At 71.6% G+C, this 17188-nt stretch carries 16 protein-coding genes; 9 read left to right on the forward strand and 7 right to left on the reverse strand.

Annotation, left to right across the window (positions count from 1 at the left end):
* The 4 genes from ACZ4UV_RS21870 to ACZ4UV_RS21885 all read right to left on the reverse strand — a co-directional run bounded on the left by ACZ4UV_RS21870 (position 1) and on the right by ACZ4UV_RS21885 (position 3408).
* Positions 1 to 1365 carry a cytochrome P450 gene (locus ACZ4UV_RS21870; RefSeq protein ID WP_467839941.1) on the reverse strand — a complete coding sequence of 455 codons (1365 nt, stop codon included), beginning with the start codon at positions 1363 to 1365 and terminating at the stop codon, positions 1 to 3.
* Between the two features lie 34 nt (positions 1366 to 1399).
* Positions 1400 to 1591, reverse strand: a complete 192-nt coding sequence (locus ACZ4UV_RS21875) for a ferredoxin (protein ID WP_388908112.1) — start codon at positions 1589 to 1591, stop codon at positions 1400 to 1402.
* 36 nt (positions 1592 to 1627) lie between these two features.
* The gene (locus tag ACZ4UV_RS21880) at positions 1628 to 2488 is read right to left on the reverse strand and encodes a mycofactocin-coupled SDR family oxidoreductase (protein ID WP_451020967.1); all 861 of its coding nucleotides are present in this window, start codon (positions 2486 to 2488) and stop codon (positions 1628 to 1630) included.
* A 104-nt stretch (positions 2489 to 2592) separates the two neighbouring features.
* Complete coding sequence (locus tag ACZ4UV_RS21885; protein ID WP_467839946.1) at positions 2593 to 3408, reverse strand: NAD(P)-dependent oxidoreductase; 816 nt, start codon at positions 3406 to 3408, stop codon at positions 2593 to 2595.
* A gap of 187 nt (positions 3409 to 3595) precedes the next feature.
* Here ACZ4UV_RS21885 and ACZ4UV_RS21890 point away from each other — a divergent pair, with 187 nt between their 5' ends.
* The 4 genes from ACZ4UV_RS21890 (at position 3596) to ACZ4UV_RS21905 (ending at position 7992) form a co-directional block, all read left to right on the forward strand.
* Entirely contained in the window at positions 3596 to 5071 is a 1476-nt protein-coding gene (locus tag ACZ4UV_RS21890) for an aldehyde dehydrogenase family protein (protein ID WP_451020969.1), read from the forward strand.
* Positions 5068 to 6282: a CaiB/BaiF CoA transferase family protein gene (locus ACZ4UV_RS21895; protein WP_451020970.1), complete on the forward strand. Its 1215-nt coding sequence runs from the start codon at positions 5068 to 5070 to the stop codon at positions 6280 to 6282. Before ACZ4UV_RS21890 ends, ACZ4UV_RS21895 begins: the two co-directional genes overlap by 4 nt.
* 118 nt (positions 6283 to 6400) lie before the next feature.
* A complete protein-coding gene (locus ACZ4UV_RS21900) occupies positions 6401 to 7237 on the forward strand; it encodes a TauD/TfdA dioxygenase family protein (protein WP_467839948.1) in 837 nt (278 codons plus the stop codon).
* On the forward strand, positions 7234 to 7992 hold the full coding sequence (locus ACZ4UV_RS21905) for an SDR family NAD(P)-dependent oxidoreductase (RefSeq protein WP_451020972.1): 759 nt from the start codon (positions 7234 to 7236) through the stop codon (positions 7990 to 7992). Before ACZ4UV_RS21900 ends, ACZ4UV_RS21905 begins: the two co-directional genes overlap by 4 nt.
* 216 nt (positions 7993 to 8208) lie before the next feature.
* Here ACZ4UV_RS21905 and ACZ4UV_RS21910 read toward each other — a convergent pair whose 3' ends face one another.
* The gene (locus tag ACZ4UV_RS21910) at positions 8209 to 8928 is read right to left on the reverse strand and encodes an enoyl-CoA hydratase/isomerase family protein (protein ID WP_451020973.1); all 720 of its coding nucleotides are present in this window, start codon (positions 8926 to 8928) and stop codon (positions 8209 to 8211) included.
* 115 nt (positions 8929 to 9043) lie between these two features.
* Between ACZ4UV_RS21910 and ACZ4UV_RS21915 the strand changes: the two genes are divergently transcribed.
* The 4 genes from ACZ4UV_RS21915 to ACZ4UV_RS21930 are packed head-to-tail and all read left to right on the forward strand — an operon-like array spanning position 9044 to position 13587.
* On the forward strand, positions 9044 to 10606 hold the full coding sequence (locus ACZ4UV_RS21915) for an AMP-binding protein (RefSeq protein ID WP_467839952.1): 1563 nt from the start codon (positions 9044 to 9046) through the stop codon (positions 10604 to 10606).
* Positions 10607 to 10644: 38 nt separating this feature from the next.
* The gene (locus tag ACZ4UV_RS21920; RefSeq protein ID WP_467839955.1) at positions 10645 to 11823 is read left to right on the forward strand and encodes an amidohydrolase family protein; all 1179 of its coding nucleotides are present in this window, start codon (positions 10645 to 10647) and stop codon (positions 11821 to 11823) included.
* A gap of 1 nt (position 11824) precedes the next feature.
* On the forward strand, positions 11825 to 13270 hold the full coding sequence (locus ACZ4UV_RS21925) for a FadD3 family acyl-CoA ligase (RefSeq protein WP_467839958.1): 1446 nt from the start codon (positions 11825 to 11827) through the stop codon (positions 13268 to 13270).
* Positions 13271 to 13320: 50 nt separating this feature from the next.
* Positions 13321 to 13587, forward strand: coding sequence for a hypothetical protein (locus ACZ4UV_RS21930; protein ID WP_390039024.1), 267 nt, complete (start codon positions 13321 to 13323; stop codon positions 13585 to 13587).
* A gap of 57 nt (positions 13588 to 13644) precedes the next feature.
* Here ACZ4UV_RS21930 and ACZ4UV_RS21935 read toward each other — a convergent pair whose 3' ends face one another.
* Positions 13645 to 14313: a Type 1 glutamine amidotransferase-like domain-containing protein gene (locus ACZ4UV_RS21935; protein WP_467839961.1), complete on the reverse strand. Its 669-nt coding sequence runs from the start codon at positions 14311 to 14313 to the stop codon at positions 13645 to 13647.
* A 96-nt stretch (positions 14314 to 14409) separates the two neighbouring features.
* Positions 14410 to 15576 carry an acyl-CoA dehydrogenase family protein gene (locus ACZ4UV_RS21940; RefSeq protein ID WP_467839964.1) on the reverse strand — a complete coding sequence of 389 codons (1167 nt, stop codon included), beginning with the start codon at positions 15574 to 15576 and terminating at the stop codon, positions 14410 to 14412.
* A 119-nt stretch (positions 15577 to 15695) separates the two neighbouring features.
* Between ACZ4UV_RS21940 and ACZ4UV_RS21945 the strand changes: the two genes are divergently transcribed.
* Entirely contained in the window at positions 15696 to 17186 is a 1491-nt protein-coding gene (locus tag ACZ4UV_RS21945; protein ID WP_467839967.1) for a class I adenylate-forming enzyme family protein, read from the forward strand.
* The last annotated feature ends 2 nt before the right edge of the window (positions 17187 to 17188 follow it).

Raw genomic sequence — 17188 nt, forward strand, 5'->3', positions numbered from 1 at the left:
TCAGTCCGCGGTACGGGCCCGGCCCGGGCGTACGGTCACCGGTTCGGCGAGGCGCTGTTCGTCGCAGACCTGCTGGAGCGTCGCCAGCGTCTCGTCCAGGGAGGGGCCGAGGCGCCTGCCCGGGGTGAAGACCGCCGGGAGGTGACGCATGCCCTGGATGACGCCGATGGTCTCGTAGTGGACGGTGCCGTCCGGGTCGCAGCGGTAGTCCGGCATCCGGTCGAGCACGGCCGTCGCCATCCGCTTGAACACCGTACGGGCGACGTTCGAGCCGATGCAGCGGTGGATGCCGAGGCCGAAGCTGCTGTGCCTGTTGCCCTTGCGGTCCAGGTGGACCCGGTCGGGGTCGGCGAAGACGGTGGGGTCGCGATTGGCCATCGCCCAGGACAGCCACAGGCGTTCACCTTCCTCGAACCGCTGGCCGGCGATCTCGCAGTCGGCGGAGATCGTACGGCCGTCACCCGGGGCGGGGGTGAAGAAGCGCAGGAACTCCTCGGTCGCCGAGTCCAGCAGGGTTTCCCGCTCCCGGCTGAGCCGGTCCCGTTCACCGGGATGGTCGGACAGCCACTCCAGCGCGTGCGCGGTGAGCGCCGTGGTGGTGTCGAAGCCGCCGCCGATCAGCAGGGCGAGGACGCCCACCAGTTCCTCGTCGGGCGGGGTCCTGCCGTCGATGTCCGCGCGGACCAGGGCGTCGATCAGGCCGGGCCTCGGTTTGTCGCGGATCTCCAGGAGTGCCGTGTACAGGCCGCGGCCCATGGCGCGGCTCAGCTCGGCGACCCGTGGCATGTCGGGTGAGTTCGGCGGGGTGTAGACGGAGGCGTGGGCGGGTTCGTTGTAGACGGTCCAGTCCGCCAGCGGGATGCCCATCATCGCCAGGGTGAGGACGGCCGGGACGATGTTGGCGAGGTCGTCGACGAAGTCGATCCGGCCCTCCTCGATCCGTTCGTCGAGGCAGGCGCGGACCACCTCGTCGACGAAGGGGATCCAGCGGGCGACGGCCGCCGGGGAGAGGTAGGGGTTGAGGGTCTGGCGGTAGTGGCGCTGGTCGGGCGGGTCCATCTCCAGGAACCCGCCCTGTGCTTCGCGGGCGCGCGGGGGCGAGGGGATGGTGATGCCCTTGTAGCCGCGGCGTTCGCCCCTGACGTCGTGGTCGTTGGAGAGGAAATCGGCGGACCGGGCCAGTTCGAAGACCTCGCGGTTGCCGCTGGCGACCCAGTGGCCGCCGTGGGCGTCGGTCCAGGCGATGGGGCACTTGCCGTGCAGTTCGTGGGTGATCTCCTCGAACCGGTGGCGGTACTGGGGTGTGTGCCGGTCGAAGTGCACCCGGTTCTTCTTGCGTTCGTCGTCGGTGCCGGTCTCGCTCATGGCTCTGTCCTTACGTTCGGGGAAGTCGGCCGGCTCAGAAGAGCTGGATGGCCCGTTCCGGGCAGGAGTGCGCGGCTTCCCGGACCTGCTCCTCCTGGTCCGCGGGAACGTCTTCGCTCACGGCCGAGGAGTGGCCGTCGATGTCGTCGAGCTGGAATGCCTTCGGAGCGATCATCGCGCAGAGCGTATGGCCCTGGCAGCGCTCCGGATCGACCCGGACCTTCACGCTAGTTCTCCCTGTTGACCTGGGGGTTTCCTGGTTTCAGCGGCGCCAGTCGTACCACTTGATGTAGCCGCCCGCGTCCACGCGCAGCTGGGTTCCCGTGATGTAGCGGGCCTCGTCGGAGGCGAGGAACAGCAGGGCGTTGCTGATGTCGCGCGGCTCCACGAACGGGATCGGCATGGCCTGCTGCACGGCGAAGGACGGCTCGGCGTCCGCGCGGGTGGGATGGTCGAGGTCGGGCCGGAACGACTCGTACATCGACTCGTTCTGCAGCATGCGGGTGTCGACGTTGGTCGGGTGCAGGACGTTGGCGCGCTGCTTCAACGGGGCCAGGTTGCGGGCGAGTTCGTGGACGTACTCCGACAGGGCCCGCTTGGCGAAGGCGTACCCCGCGCCGCCCGGGTTGGAGCCCGGGTTCTGGACGATGCCGTGGTCCATGAGGGCGGCGGTGGAGCCGGTGGCGATGACCGAGGCGCCCTCCCGCAGGTGCGGCAGACAGACCTGGATGGTGTTGATGGTGCCGATCAGGTCGACGTCCACGGCGTCGCACCAGGCCTGCATCTTCGGTTCGCCGCGCAGCGGGGCGATGCCGGCCTGCGCGACCACGATGTCCAGTTGGCCGAACTGTTCGAGGCCCGCGTCCAGGGCGGCGCGCAGCTGGGCGGTGTCGCGTACGTCGGCCTGGCGGGCGACGATGCGCCGGCCCTGTTCCTCGACCAGGCGGACGGTCTCCTTGAGGTCCTCGGGGGTGGCCATCGGGTAGCGGACCGTCTCGTAGTCGCGGCAGATGTCCACCGCGACGATGTCGGCGCCCTCCTCGGCCAGCCGCAGGGCGTGGCTGCGCCCCTGGCCGCGCGCCGCGCCGGTGATGAACGCGACCTTGCCCTCGACTCGTCCCATGGGCGGTGTCCCTTCTTCCGTGGTGGTACTTCGTTCCCGGACCGCGGGGTGGCCGGTGGTCGCGGTCGCGTCGCCACCTCGGCTCCGGTGCGCGGGTCGCCTCCTCAGCCGCCGTTCTCCGCTACGGTCACGTCGGACAGGGCGTCGAGGGCGGGGGCGAGGGCGCCGAGGTCGGCGCCGAGCTCGCGGGCGACCGCACGCACGACGTCCATGTCCTTGCCGAGGAACTCCCTTGTGGAGCGGGCGAATCCGGTGACCGAGCCGTGGCGTACGACACCGGCGAGCGCGCGGCTCGATGCGCTGCCGTGGGTGAGGGCGTCCAGCAGGAGCCGCTCGTCGAGGCCCAGTTGCCGGGCGAGGCGGGCGGCGTGGGCGAGCAGTCCGATCTGGCTCGCGAAGACGGTGTTGTTGACGAGCTTGACCCGTTGGCCGGAGCCCAGCGGGCCGACGTGCAGCACGGGGTCTCCGTAGCTGCGCAGTACGGGCCGGACGCGGGCGACGGTGTCGTCGTCGCCTCCGAGGTAGAGAGTGATCCGGCCGGCCGCCACATCGGGCGGGCCGCCACTGACCGGTGCGTCGACGACGCCGATCCCGCCCGCCGCGGCCCGGTCCGCCACCGCCTCGACGGTGCGGGGACTTCCGGTGGTGTGGAGCACGAGGGTGCTGCCGCTCGGCATCGTGGTCAGCAGCCCGCTGTCGAGGCAGACTTCGCGCACCTGCCCGTCGGTGTGGACGCACACCAGGACGGCGTCCGCCCCCTCGCCGACCCGGGCGACGTCGGGGACGACCTGGGCGGGTTCCCGGGTGAGGGCGCGGCGGGTCTCTGGTGTCCTGCCGGTCACCCGTACCCGGTGGCCCGCCTCGGCGAGCCGCCGCACCATCGGCAGGCCCATCCGACCGGCGCCCACGACTCCGATCACAAGAATCTCCCTTCCGGATGCGAGAACCATACTTTCAGAGAGCTGGGGCCGTAACCCCCTTCTGGCGACTTTGTGTCACTGCGCGACAGCACCAAGACCGCGTTTCCGACGTCGTGACGCGCGATGCCTGGACAGGTATGGTTCTCAAAATCGAGAACTTGATTTCCAACGCCTGGAAGGGAACGGGATGCCACTCCCGAACAGCGCCCGGACCGGCGTCGGCGCCGCACGCCGGCTGCTCGTCGACGGCCGGCTCGTCGACGCCGAACGGACGTTCGCCACGGTCGACCCCGCCACCGGTGAGGTGCTCGGGCACGCTCCGGACGCCACCGCCGCGCAGGCCGAGGCCGCCGTGACCGCCGCCCGGCGCGCCTTCGACACGACCGACTGGCCGACGGACCGGGACCTGCGCGTCCGCTGTCTCGACCAGCTGCACCGCGCGCTCACCGAACACCTCGCAGAACTGCGGGAGTTGACGATCGCCGAGGTCGGCGCCCCCCGCATGCTCACGCACGGCCAGCAGCTCGACGAACCGGTGGAGCTGGTCCGCTACTACGCCGACCTGCTGCGCACCCATCCGCTGACCGAGGACCTCGGCGAGGTCGAGTACCTGGGCCGGCGCCACCACCGCTGGGTGGAGAAGGAGGCCGGCGGCGTCCTGGCCGCGATCGTGCCGTACAACTACCCGGTCCAGCTCGCCCTGGCGAAGCTGGCCCCGGCGCTCGCCGCGGGCTGCACGGTCGTCCTCAAGGGCGCCCCGGACACCCCGCTGATCACCCTGGCCCTGGGCGAACTCGTCGCGGAGCACACCGACATACCCGCGGGCGTGGTCAACGTACTGACCTCCTCGGACGCTTCGGCCGGCGAACTGCTCACCACGCATCCGGACGTCGACATGGTCAGCTTCACGGGGTCCACCGCCACCGGCCGCCGCATCATGGCCGCCGCGAGCGGCACGGTGAAGAAGGTGTTCCTCGAACTCGGCGGCAAGTCCGCCCTGGTCGTCCTGGACGACGCCGACTTCGCCGCCGCGGCGCGGTACGCGGCGTACCTGGTCTGCCTGCACGCGGGCCAGAGCTGCGCGATCACCTCACGGATGCTGGTGCCGCGCCGGCACCACGACGCCATCGTCGAACTGGTCGCGGCGAGCCTGGAACGGGTGCGGTACGGCGATCCCGCCCATCCCAGGACGTACATGGGCCCGCTGATCAGCGAGCGGCAGCGGGACAAGGTCGACGGCATGGTCCGGCGGGCGGTGGCGGCGGGCGCCACGCTGGTGACCGGGGGCGAGCGCGTGGACCCCGGGTTCTTCTACACGCCGACGCTGCTCGCCGGGGTCGGCCCGGGCAGCGAGATCGCCCAGGAGGAGGTCTTCGGACCGGTCCTCGCGGTCATCCCGTACGACGGCGACGAGGATGCCGTGCGCATCGCCAACGACTCGGTCTACGGCCTGTCCGGGGCGGTGCACGGCGCCGACCGGGAGCGGGCCCTCGCGGTGGCGCGGCGGATCCGCACCGGCACGTTCAGCGTCAACGGCGGCAACTACTTCTTCGCCGACACCCCCTTCGGGGGCTGCAAGCAGTCGGGCATCGGCAGGGAAAAGGGCGTCGACGGTCTGGAGGAGTTCATGGAGCGCAAGACCTTCGGGGAAGTGGTCGGATGAGCGGCGACGGCCCGCTGGCCGGAATACGGGTCCTGGAAGTGGCGATGTACGGGTTCGTCCCGTCCGCCGGCGCGGTGCTCGCCGACTGGGGCGCGGACGTCGTCAAGGTCGAGCACGCCGTCAACGGCGATCCGCAGCGCGGGCTGCGGCAGACCGGCACCTTCAAGGTGGAGGGCGACCCCAACCCCAACGTGGAGCACGCCAACCGGGGCAAGCGCAGCATCGGCCTGGACATGGCGCGGCCCGAGGGCAGGGAGGTGCTGTACGAACTGGCCCGGCGCGCGGACGTGTTCCTGACCAGCTTCCTGCCCTCGGCGCGGCGGAGGTTCGGCATCGACGTGGACGACATCCGCGCGGTGAACCCGAGGATCGTCTACGCCCGCGGCAGCGCGCTCGGCCCGCGGGGCGGCGAGGCGGACCGGGGCGGGTACGACATGACGGCGTTCTGGGCCAGGGCCGGTACGGCGGCCAGCCTCACACCGCCCGGCACGCCCGGCATGGTCCCGCCGCCCGGACCGGCCTACGGGGACACGATCTCGGGCACGAACCTCGCCGGGGGCATCGCCGCGGCCCTGTTGAAGCGCGAACGCACGGGCGAACCGTCGGTCGTGGACGTCTCCCTGCTGGGCAGCGGTGTGTGGGCCCTGGGGCACGGGATCGCCCTGTCCCTCCATCTCGACCGGCCGATGGTCGCGCCGCCCACCGGGGCGCACGGCTCCCCCACCAACCCGCTCTCCGGGCTGTACCGCACGGCCGACGACCGCTATCTCGCGTTCGTGATGATGCAGCCCGGCAGGTTCTGGGCGGACGTGTGCCGGCACATCGGCCGCCCGGAACTGGCGGACGATCCGCGTTTCGCGACCGGCGAGCAGCTCGCCGCGAACACGGAGGAGGCCGTCAAGATCCTGCGCGAGGTGATCGCCACGGGCACCCTCGCCGAGTGGTCCGAGCGCTTCGCGACGCTGGCCGGGCCGTGGGCGCCCGTGCAGGACTCCCTGCAGGTCGGGCACGACGCGCAGGTCCGGGCGAACGAGTACGTCGTGCGGGCCGGCGAGCTCGAACTGGTCGCGAACCCGGTGCAGTTCGACGTCACGGCCCCGCGGCCGGGTCCCGCGCCGGAGTTCGCGGCACAGACCGAGGAGGTCCTGCTGGAGCTGGGGCTGGACTGGGAGCGGATCCTGGCGCTGAAGGCGGCGGGGGCGGTGACGTAGCCGGCACCGCCCGGGGAGACGGCGCGGCAGGTGTCCCGGCCGAGCCGCCCACTGGCGGAACGAGATTCTCAGCCATCAAGAATGATCTTGCAGGAACCGAGAGAAGGGCTGCACCCGAATGCCCGTCACCGTCACCGAACTCACTCCCGCCACCGGCGTGGAGATCACCGGGCTCTCCGGGAGCCGGCTGGTCGATCGCGGTGTCGCGGAGGAATGCCTGGCCGCGCTGGAGCGGCGCGGAGTGGTGATCTACCGCGAGGCCGACGTCGACGACGCCGATCTGGTCGCGTTCAGCAGGCTGCTCGGCAAGGTCGTACCGCTGCCGATGGGCGGTCACCCGACCCACGGCGAGATCCAGCGGATCACCCGCGACCCGTCGAAGAGCCCGCTGGCCGCCTACCGCGAGTCCACCTTCTTCTGGCACATCGACGGCACGACGGAGCAGGTCCCCAACAAGGCGACCCTCCTGACGGCACGCCAGGTGTCGGACGACGGCGACGGCGACACGGAGTTCGCCAACACCTTCGCCGCGTACGAGGCGCTGCCCCGGGCCGAGCGCGAGGAGCTGGACGGCCTGCGCGTCGTGCACAGCCTCGCCGCCTCGCAACTGCTCGTGACACCGCACCCGTCGCCGCGGGAGCGGGCTGCCTGGGACCGCAACCCGGCCCGCGAGCACCCCCTGGTGTGGACCCGCGGCAGCGGACGCAGGTCACTGCTCATCGGCGCGACGGCGGGCGAGGTGACCGGCCGGCCGACGGCCGAGGGCCGCGAGCTGCTCGACCGGCTCCTGGACCGGGCGACCCGGCCGGAGTTCACCCTGCGCCACCGCTGGCGCCAGGGCGATCTGGTGATCTGGGACAACACCGGGATGCTGCACCGCGCCCTGCCGTACGGCCCGGCGTCCTCCCGGCTGATGCACCGCACCTCGCTGCTCGGCGAGGAGGCGGTCGCATGAGCGAGCGGCGTACGGCCCTCGTCACGGGCGGCGGTTCGGGCATCGGGCGCGCGATCGCACAGCGGCTGGCCGAGGACGGCTTCGCCACCGCCGTCCTCGATCTGAACGGGGAGACGGCCGAGGAGGTCGCCGAGGAGTCCCGGCGCAAGGGGCACGAGGCGGTCTCCTTCGGGGGCGTCGACGTGTCCGACCGGAGGCAGGTGGACGCGGCCGTGCGGCGGGTGCGCGAGACGCTGGGCGGGCCCGTGCTGGTGCTGGTCAACAACGCCGGGATCAGCGAGGTCGGCCGGTTCCTGAAGATCACCGACGAGACCTGGAACCGGATCATGGCCGTGAACCTCAACGGGCCGTTCTATCTCTGCCAGGCGGTCGTGCCCGACATGCGGGAGGCGGGCTGGGGCCGGATCGTCAACATCTCCTCGTCGAGCACGCACTCGGGACAGCCGTACATGACGCACTACGTCGCCTCGAAGTCCGGGCTCGTCGGGCTCACCAAGTCCCTGGCTCTGGAGCTCGGTCCGGACGGGATCACGGTGAACACCATTCCGCCCGGTTTCATCGACACGCCGATGCTGCGCGACTCCGAGGAACGCGGTCTGCTCGGCGGGTCGGTGGACCACCACGCGGAGCTCACCCCGGTACGGCGGCCGGGGCGCCCGGAGGACATCGCGGCCGCGTGCTCGTTCCTGGTGTCGGAGGAGGCCGGGTACATCACCGGACAGGTGATCGGGGTCAACGGGGGCCGGAACACCTGAGTCCCTGGGGAAGTCACGCGGGGGACGCGCGGTGCGCGCCTCCCCCGCGGTCCGGTGTGCGCGTCCTCGGCGACCGGCGATCCGGTGCGCGCGCCCCGCCCCCTTCCGCGCATGTGACGCATCCGGCGCGTCCGGACCGTCGCGCGCGTCCGTCGCCGAGTCGATGATGGCGCCGTGGCGGGACGGACCCCGGGACCGGGCAGGTCACTTCGCAGGTCACTTCCCGCGGCGCAGCGCCCGGTCCGCGGCCTCCCAGTGCGCGTCCGCGGCCCAGAGCCGGGCGAAGGCGTGCACCGCCTCGTCCGCCGAAGTGCCGCCGCCCACCACTCTTTTGATCTCCGCCGCGGGGCGGGCGGCGAGGGAACGCGCCAGCGTACGCCATTCCGTCTCGAAGGAGGCGCGCGGCACCACCCGGTCGACCAGGCCGGCCCGCTCCGCCTCGGCGGCGCCGAGCACGGTCCCCGTGCCCGCGAGCAGCAGTGCTCTGCCGCGGCCGACCAGGGCGGCGAGGCGTTCGGCGCCACCCCAGGCGGGCATGATCGCGAGGGTCACCTGGTTGAAGCCGATCCTGATGTCGTCGGCCGCGACACGGATGTCCGCGGCGACGGCCACCTCGGCCCCGCCGCCCAGGGCATGGCCGTTGAGCGCGGCGACGACGGGGGCGGGAAAGCCGGCGATCCGGTCGCACAGGCCCCGCATCCGCCAGGCCATGGCCGCCGCCTCGTCCTCGGTGCGGATCGCTGCGAGTTCCTTGAGGTCTCCCCCGGAGACGAACGCCCGGTCCCCGGCTCCCCTGATCACCAGGGCCCGCGCGCCCGCCGCCGCGTCGAGCGCCTTCTCCAACTCGTCCATCGTGGCGCGCGAGATGGCGTTGCGGGCGTGCGGGCGGTCGATCGTGAGGACGGCCAGGCCGTCGTCCAGCTCCAGGTCGATCACGCGATTCCCTTCTGGGGATATTGGCATTCTCGTTTTGCGAGAATAGCGTATACGCCGCTGATCAGCACAGTCCGATGCCTCGAAGAGCCGCCCGCCGCAGTGGAGGTAGCCGCAGATGCGAAAGATCCCCGTCGAGTTGGTGGAGCGCTATGAAGCCGAGGGCTGGTGGACCCGGGAGACGGTCGGTGACCTGCTGACCCGGGGTCTGGCGGCGGCGCCGGACACCGAGTTCCGGGTCCACTCGGCCGTCCGGCCCTGGGCGGGCACCTTCCGGGAGGTCGAGACGGCCGCGCGCCGGCTCGCGGCCGGGCTGCGGGAGCGGGGGGTGGGGCCCGGCGACACGGTGGTCTTCCAGCTGCCCAACTGGATGGAGGCCGCCGCGGTGTTCTGGGCCTCGGCGTTCCTGGGGGCGACGGTCGTCCCGGTCGTCCACTTCTACGGGCGCAAGGAGGTCGGCTACATCCTCGACGCCGTCCGGCCGCGCGTCTTCGTCACCGCCGAGCGGTTCGGCCACCTGGAGTTCCTGCCGGACCTGTGCGCCGACGTGCCGGTGGTGGGCGTGGTGGGCGAGGCGGGCCGGCGCCGGGCCCACGCCGAGCCCTTCGACGACCTGCTCGGCGGCACCCCGCTCGCCGGGACGCTCCCGGCGGACCCCACCGGCACCGCCCTGGTCGCCTTCACCTCCGGCACGACCCGCGACCCGAAGGGCGTCGTGCACAGTCACCAGACCCTCGGCCACGAGACCCGGCAGCTCGCCGCCAGCTACCCGCCCGACCGCGGCAGGCAGCTCACCGCGGCCCCCGTGGGCCACTTCATCGGCATGGTCAACGCGTTCCTGATCCCCGTCCTGGACGGCACCCCCGTGCACCTCACCGACGTCTGGGACCCGGCCGGGGCCCTGCGGCTGATGAGCGGCCACGGGCTCCACATCGGGGGCGGGGCGCCGTACTACGTCACCAGCCTCCTCGACCACCCCGACTTCTCCGAGGGCCATCTGCGGTACCTGCGCTACGCGGGGCTCGGCGGCTCGTCCGTGCCGGCGGCTGTCACCACGCGGCTGGCCGGTCTGGGGATCCGGGTCTTCCGGGCGTACGGCAGCACCGAGCATCCCTCGATCACCTCGTCCCGGTACGACGCCCCGGAACCCAAGCGGCTGTTCACGGACGGCACCGCGCTCCCGGGCGTCGAGATCCGGCTGGCCGAGGACGGCGAGATCCTCAGCCGGGGTCCGGACCTGTGCCTCGGCTACACCGACCCGGCCCTGACGGCGCGGGCGTTCGACGAGCAGGGCTGGTACCGCACCGGCGACCTCGGCGAGGTGGACGAGGACGGCTACCTCACGATCACCGGCCGCAAGGCCGACATGATCATCCGGGGCGGCGAGAACATCAGCGCGCCGGAGGTCGAGGAGGTGCTCCTCACGATGCCGGGTGTCGCGGAGGCCGCGGTGGTCGCCGCCCCCGACGCCCGCCTCGGCGAGCACGCGGCCGGGTTCCTGCGCATGCTGCCCGGACACCCGATGCCCCGACTGGCGGAGGTGCGCGCCCACTTCGAGCGGGCCGGCCTGGCCAGGCAGAAGTGGCCCGAGGAGCTGCACGAGGTGGCGGACTTCCCACGGACGGCGAGCGGCAAGGTGCAGAAGTTCCGGCTCCGTCAGGACATTGCCGTACGCAGCTGAAGAGAATAGGATTCTCTCAAATCGCAAAGGAGGGTCTCATGTCTTCGCGTGCGCTGCCGTATCCGCTCTTCGACGCGGACAACCACCTGTACGAGACCGAGGAGGCGCTGACCAAGTTCCTCCCGAAGCAGTACGCGGGTGCGATCGAGTACGTACAGGTCCGCGGCCGTACCAAGATCGCGATCCTCGGCCAGATCAGCGACTACATCCCGAACCCCACCTTCGAGGTGGTCGCCCGGCCCGGCGCCATGGAGGAGTACTTCCGCGTCGGCAACCCGGACGGCAAGTCCCGCCGGGAGATCTTCGGGGAGCCGATGCGCTCCGTCCCGGCCTTCCGGGAGCCGGGTCCGCGACTGGAGCTGCTCGACGAACTCGGCGTGCAGCGGACGCTGATGTTCCCGACGCTCGCGAGCCTCATCGAGGAGCGGATGCGGCACCACCCGGAGCTCATCCACGCCGTCATCCACTCGCTCAACGAGTGGCTGTACGAAACCTGGTCGTTCAACTACAAGGACCGGATCCTCACCACCCCGGTGATCACCCTGCCGATCGTCGAGAAGGCGATCGCGGAGCTCGACTGGGCCGTGGAGCGCGGCGCGAGGGCGATTCTCGTCCGGCCGGCCCCGGTGCCCGGGTACGGCGGCTCGCGGTCCTTCGCGATGGAGGAGTTCGACCCGTTCTGGAAGCGGGTCGTGGAGACGGGTGTGCTGGTGGCGATGCACTCGTCCGACAGCGGGTACTCCCGCTACGCCAACGACTGGGAGGGCAACAGCGCCGAGATGCTGCCGTTCAAGTCGAACGCCTTCCGCCAGGTGAACGAGTGGCGGCCGATCCAGGACGCGGTGGCCTCCTGGGTGTGCCACGGAGCCCTGTTCCGCTTCCCGGAACTGAAGATCGCACTGATCGAGAACGGCTCTTCCTGGGTGGCCCCGCTGCTCGACCAGCTCGCCGACGTGTACAAGAAGATGCCGGAGCAGTTCCTCGGCGACCCGGTGCAGGCGGTCAAGGACAGCATCCACGTCAGCCCGTTCTACGAGGAGAACCTGAGCGATCTCGTCGACCTCATCGGCGTGGACCGGGTGCTCTTCGGCTCGGACTACCCGCACCCCGAGGGCCTGGCGCAGCCGACCTCGTACGTCGACGCCATCCAGGGACTGAGCCGGACCGACCAGGCGAAGATCATGGGCGGCAACCTGTCCCGGCTGATCCCGGCCTGACATGACGGCTCGTACCACGTGGGAGACCATCCCCCGGATGGTGCTGAGCGCGGCCGACCGCTTCGGTGACGCCGAGGCGGTCGTCGACGGCTCCCTGCGGCTCACCTTCGCCCAGCTCACCGAGCGGGTCCGGGTGGCGGCGGGCGCTTTCGCGTCGCTGGGGGTCGGCAAGGGCGACCGGGTGGCGATCTGGGCGCCCAACTCCGCCGAGTGGATCGTGGCCGCGTTCGGGCTGCTGACCGCGGGCGGGGTGCTCGTCCCGGTCAACACCCGGTTCAAGGCGGACGAGGCGCACGACATCGTCGTACGCAGCGGCGCCAAGGCCGTACTGGTGCAACAGGGCTTCCTGGGCCTGGAGTTCACCGGGCCGCCCGGCGTCGCGGTGATCGACCTCAAGTCCGGCTTCCTGGAGAGCGGTTCGCCGTACGAGCGGGAGGTGCGCGGCGACGACGTGGCCGACATCGTCTTCACCTCGGGGACCACCGGCCGGCCCAAGGGCGTGATGATGACGCACGCCCAGACGCTCCGCCTGTACGCCGAGTGGTGCGACCTGGCCGATCTGCGCGAGGGCGACCGCTATCTGATCGTCAACCCGTTCTTCCACATCTTCGGCTACAAGGCGGGCTGCATCGCCTCCCTGATCCGCGGGGCCACGATCCTGCCGGTGCCGGTCTTCGAGGTGGAGCGGGTGCTCGATCTGGTCGAGCGCGAGCGGGTGACCATGCTTCCGGGGCCGCCGACCCTCTACCACTCCCTTCTGGAAGCCCGGCAGAAGGGCGGGCGGGACCTGTCCTCGCTGCGGTGCGCGGTCACCGGCGCGGCCGACATCCCGGTGGAGCTGATCCGCCGGATGCGCGACGAACTCCCCTTCCGGTCGATCATGACCGGCTACGGCCTCTCCGAGGCCGGCACGGTGACGGCCTCCCGCCCCGGCGACTCCTTCGAGGACATCGCCACCACCGTGGGCACCCCCTGCGACGGCGTGGAGATCCGGATCGCCGGCGACGGGGAGGTGCTGGTGCGCGGCTACAGCGTGATGCGCGGCTACCTCGACGACCCGCGGGCGACCGCCGAGGCCGTCGACGGGGACGGCTGGCTGCACACCGGCGACCTCGGCACCCTGGACGAGCGCGGGCACCTGAGGATCGTGGGCCGCAAGAAGGACATGTTCCTGGTCGGCGGCTTCAACGCCTACCCGGCCGAGATCGAGGGTTTCCTGCTCGGGCATCCCGCGGTGGCGCAGGTCGCGGTGATCGGTGTGCCGGATCCTCGGATGGGGCAGGTGGGCAAGGCGTTCGTGGTGCGGCACGGGCCGGTGACCGAGGCGGAGCTGATCGCCTGGAGCCGTGAGCGCATGGCCGGGTTCAAGGTTCCGCGGTCCGTGGAGTTCCGGGAGGAGTTGCCGACGAACGCCACGGGCAAAGTGATGAAGGACCAACTGCGATGACCGCGGACGGGAACCGGGCCCCGGTTCCTCCTGGAGAACGGAGATCTCACGTGACCACCTACCCCGTTGCCGCACCGACGGCGGAGATGTCACTGTCCCGGATCGAGCGGCTCGACGACGAGATCATCGCGCTCCTGGCCCGCCGTCGCGCGATGGCCCAGGAGCTTCCGCCGCCCGCCCGCGCCCGCGCCGCCGACCCGGCCTTCGCGGAGACCGTCCGGGGGATCACGGACCGCTACCGCCAGGAACTCGGCGGTGCCGGCGAACTCGTCGCCCGTGCGGTCATGGTGCTGTGCGACCCCAGCCGCGAGGACTGAAGAAAGGTTCCTGGAGCCTCAGGAACCCCTGTCCGGGGCTCCCCGCCGCACGTCGGGTCACGGGTGGAACCGCCACCGGCCTTCCGTGACGACATCCACCTTGCCGTCCCGTACCCGGACGGCCGTGTCGTCGTCGATGAAGTAGACCGGGAAGTCCGCCCGCGCGGCGATGCGGTCGGCCCAGGCGTCGCCCCGCTCGGGGAAGTTCGGCGAGTACAGGTGGGGCTTGAGATACCAGTCGAAGAGGCCGAACGGCGGCTCCACGGTCGTCGCGCCGAGCACGTGGAGGTCGGCGGTGTCCCCGATGACGTCGGCGGAGTGTCCGGTGAGATTGCGGCTGAAGATCATTGATCCGGCGCTGACCCCCACGTAGACCCGGTTCTCCAGCGCCTCCAGGAAGCCGTCGGCCAGGCCGTTGCCGGTGATGCTGCGCGCGAGGTGGTAGTGGCTGCCGCCCTCGACGTGGACGACGTCGGCGTGCAGCAGCCGGTCGAGCACCAGCTGCCGGGGCAGGCCGTTCAGCTCCAGGACGTCGAACTCCCGCCAGCCCAGGCCGTACAGCCGGTTCAGGTCCTCGACGAACCACCCGTGGTCCCCGGGCTCGGCGACCGATGCCGTGGGAACGTACACGACGTTCGCCGATCCGAACGGCTTTCCCAGCATGTCCCGCAGCGCATCCCTCAGTGTGTCGTTGCGCAGGCCACTCGCCGTCAGCAGAAGGTTCATCGGGCGAGCCAAGCACGGCCGACGGGCACGCGCAACGAACCGGGCATCCGGCCGTGCCGTGATGGCGGGTGACGTCACGTACCGCGCGGGCGCTGCTCAGTACGACCGGGGCAGTCCCAGTACGTGCTGGGACACGTAGTTCAGCACCATCTCCTGGCTGATCGGGGCGAGCCGCAGCAGCCGTGACTCGCGGAAGTACCGTTCGACGTGGTACTCGCGGGCGTACCCCATGCCGCCCAGTGTCTGCACGGCGCGGTCGGCGGCCTGGAAGCCGGCGTCGGCGCACAGGAACTTGGCCATGTTGGCCTCGCGGCCGCACTCCAGTCCCCGGTCGTAGCGCCAGGCCGCGTTGCGGGCCATCAGGCGGGCGGCGTCGAGGCGGGTGAGGGCCTCGGCGAGCGGGAAGGCGATGCCCTGGTTCTGGCCGATGGGGCGGCCGAAGACGACCCGGTCGCGGGCGTAGCGGGTGGCCGCGTCCAGGGCGGCCCGGCCCAGGCCCAGGGCTTCGTGGGCGAGCAGGATGCGCTCCGGGTTGAGGCCGTCCAGGAGGTAGCGGAAGCCCTCGCCCTCCTCGCCTATGCGGGCGCTCGCCGGGACGCGCAGGCCGTCGATGAAGATCTCGTTGGAGGCGACGGCGTTGCGGCCCATCTTGGGGATCGGGCGGATGTCCATCGCCGTGCGGTCGACGTCGACCAGGAACACCGAGATGCCCTTGGTGGGCTTGTCGACCCGGTCGCGCGGGGTGGTGCGGGCGAGCAGGACCATCTTCTGGGAGTCGCCCGCCTTGGTGATCCAGATCTTGCGGCCGTCGATCACGTAGTGGTCGCCGTCGCGGCGGGCGAAGGTGGAGATGCTGGTGGTGTCGGTGCCGGCGTCGGGCTCGGTGACGCCGAAGCAGACGTGCAGGTCGCCGGCGGCGGCCTGCGGGAGCACCTCGCGGCGCAGCTGCTCGCTGCCGTGCCGGGCCAGGACGTTGAGGCCGAAGATGGTCAGGTGCATGGTGCTGCAGCCGTTCATGCCGGCACCCGAGGCGGCCACCTCCTCCAGCAGGAGGGAGGCCTCCAGGACGCCCAGTCCGCCGCCGCCGTACTCCTCGGGGACGGCGATCCCGAGCCAGCCGGCCCTGGCGAAGGCGTCGTAGAAGCTCCAGGGGAACTCGGCCCGCTCGTCCTGCGCGGCCCAGTACCCGGGCCCGAAGGAGGCGGCCAGCTCGCGGACGCCGGCGCGGATGTCCTCCTGCTGCTCGGTCAGCTCGAAATCCACATGGCCCCCCTGGGACACGGCCTTGGACGGAAGACAACCCGGAACCCACCCCTGGAGAATGAGGTTTCCATATCAGTAGAATATCGTTCGCAGCCGGGGAGTGGAAGAAAGGGCGTGCCTTGAACATCGCGATGCTGCTCGACATGGCCGTGGCGGGTGATCCGGACCGGGTGGCGATCGGGCCGCGCGGATCCGGGACGACCACGGCGCAGCTCCGCCGTACCGCCGCCGGGGTCGCGACCGTCGTCCACCGGTCCGGGGCACGGGAGCTGGTGTTCGCCGGGGTCAACGGCCCGGCGTTCCCGGTGCTGTTGTTCGGCGCGGCGCTGGCGGGCGTGCCGCTGGTTCCTGTCAACTACCGGCTCTCGGCGGATGCGCTGACCGGTCTGCTGACCCACACCGAGCGTCCGCTGGTGGTCGCGGACGAGGCCGTCGCGGGGGTGTTCGCCGGGGCCGGGCCGCGGGTGCACACCCCCGGGGACCTGCTGGCCGAGGCACTCGCGGCCGAGCCGGCCGAGGGTCTGGAGGGTGCCGCGGACGACCCGGCCGTACTGCTGTTCACCAGCGGCACCACGGCCGCGCCCAAGGCCGCCGTCCTGCGTCACCGGCACCTGACCGGCTATGTCCTCGGGACCGTGGAGTTCGCCGCAGCCGCTCCGGGCGACACCGTCCTGGCCGCGGTCCCGCCCTACCACGTCGCGGGTGTCGGCTCCGTGCTCAGCAACCTCTACGCCGGCCGCCGGATGGTGCACCTCGGCGCCTTCGAACCGGGTGCCTGGCTGGAGCTGGTCCGCTCCGAGGGCGTCACCTCCGCCATGGTCGTACCGACCATGCTGGCCCGCGTCGTGGAGCACCTGGACGGCCGCCCGGCCGGGGTGCCGACGCTGCGCTCGCTGGCGTACGGCGGTGCGCGCATGCCCCACCCCGTCCTGGAGGCGGCCCTGCGGGCCTTCCCGGACACCGGGTTCACCAACGCGTACGGCCTCACCGAGACCAGCTCGACCATCGCGCTGCTGGGCCCCGACGACCACCGCGCCGCGCTGGCCTCCGACGATCACGCCGTCCGTGACCGGCTGCGCTCGGCCGGGCGCATGGTGCCGGGCGTCGAGGCGCAGATCCGGGACGAGAGCGGGGCCGTGGCGGCGGCCGGGGTACCGGGGCAGCTGTGGGTGCGCGGTCCCCAGGTGTCCGGCGAGTACAAGGGGGCCGCCGCGCCGCTGGACGCGGACGGCTGGTTCCCCACCCGCGACCTGGCCCGCTTCGACGCCGACGGCTACCTGTTCGTCGAGGGCCGCGCCGACGACACCATCATCCGCGGCGGCGAGAACATCGCTCCCGCCGAGGTGGAGGACGTTCTCCTGCGGCATCCGGCCGTGCGTGAGGCGGCCGTGGTGGGCGTGCCGGACGAGGAGTGGGGCGAGCGGATCGCCGCGTTCGTGGTCGTCCACGACGGGGCGGCCGTCGACGCCGAGACGCTGCGCGACTGGGTGCGGGGGCGTCTGCGCGGTTCCAGGACACCGGACGTGGTCGTGTTCCGCGCGGAACTGCCGTACACGCCCACCGGAAAGCTGCTGCGGCGCGAGCTGCTGACGACGATACGGAAAGGCTGACG

The sequence above is a fragment of the Streptomyces sp. NPDC028289 genome, from assembly GCF_055565975.1.

Excerpts from the sequence above, each read along its gene's own strand:
- ACZ4UV_RS21870 (WP_467839941.1), bottom strand. The coding sequence starts at position 1,365 with ATGAGCGAGACCGGCACCGACGACGAACGCAAGAAGAACCGGGTGCAC.
- ACZ4UV_RS21880 (WP_451020967.1), bottom strand. The coding sequence starts at position 2,488 with ATGGGACGAGTCGAGGGCAAGGTCGCGTTCATCACCGGCGCGGCGCGC.
- ACZ4UV_RS21890 (WP_451020969.1), top strand. The coding sequence starts at position 3,596 with ATGCCACTCCCGAACAGCGCCCGGACCGGCGTCGGCGCCGCACGCCGG.
- ACZ4UV_RS21895 (WP_451020970.1), top strand. The coding sequence starts at position 5,068 with ATGAGCGGCGACGGCCCGCTGGCCGGAATACGGGTCCTGGAAGTGGCG.
- ACZ4UV_RS21900 (WP_467839948.1), top strand. The coding sequence starts at position 6,401 with ATGCCCGTCACCGTCACCGAACTCACTCCCGCCACCGGCGTGGAGATC.
- ACZ4UV_RS21905 (WP_451020972.1), top strand. The coding sequence starts at position 7,234 with ATGAGCGAGCGGCGTACGGCCCTCGTCACGGGCGGCGGTTCGGGCATC.
- ACZ4UV_RS21915 (WP_467839952.1), top strand. The coding sequence starts at position 9,044 with ATGCGAAAGATCCCCGTCGAGTTGGTGGAGCGCTATGAAGCCGAGGGC.
- ACZ4UV_RS21920 (WP_467839955.1), top strand. The coding sequence starts at position 10,645 with ATGTCTTCGCGTGCGCTGCCGTATCCGCTCTTCGACGCGGACAACCAC.
- ACZ4UV_RS21925 (WP_467839958.1), top strand. The coding sequence starts at position 11,825 with ATGACGGCTCGTACCACGTGGGAGACCATCCCCCGGATGGTGCTGAGC.
- ACZ4UV_RS21935 (WP_467839961.1), bottom strand. The coding sequence starts at position 14,313 with ATGAACCTTCTGCTGACGGCGAGTGGCCTGCGCAACGACACACTGAGG.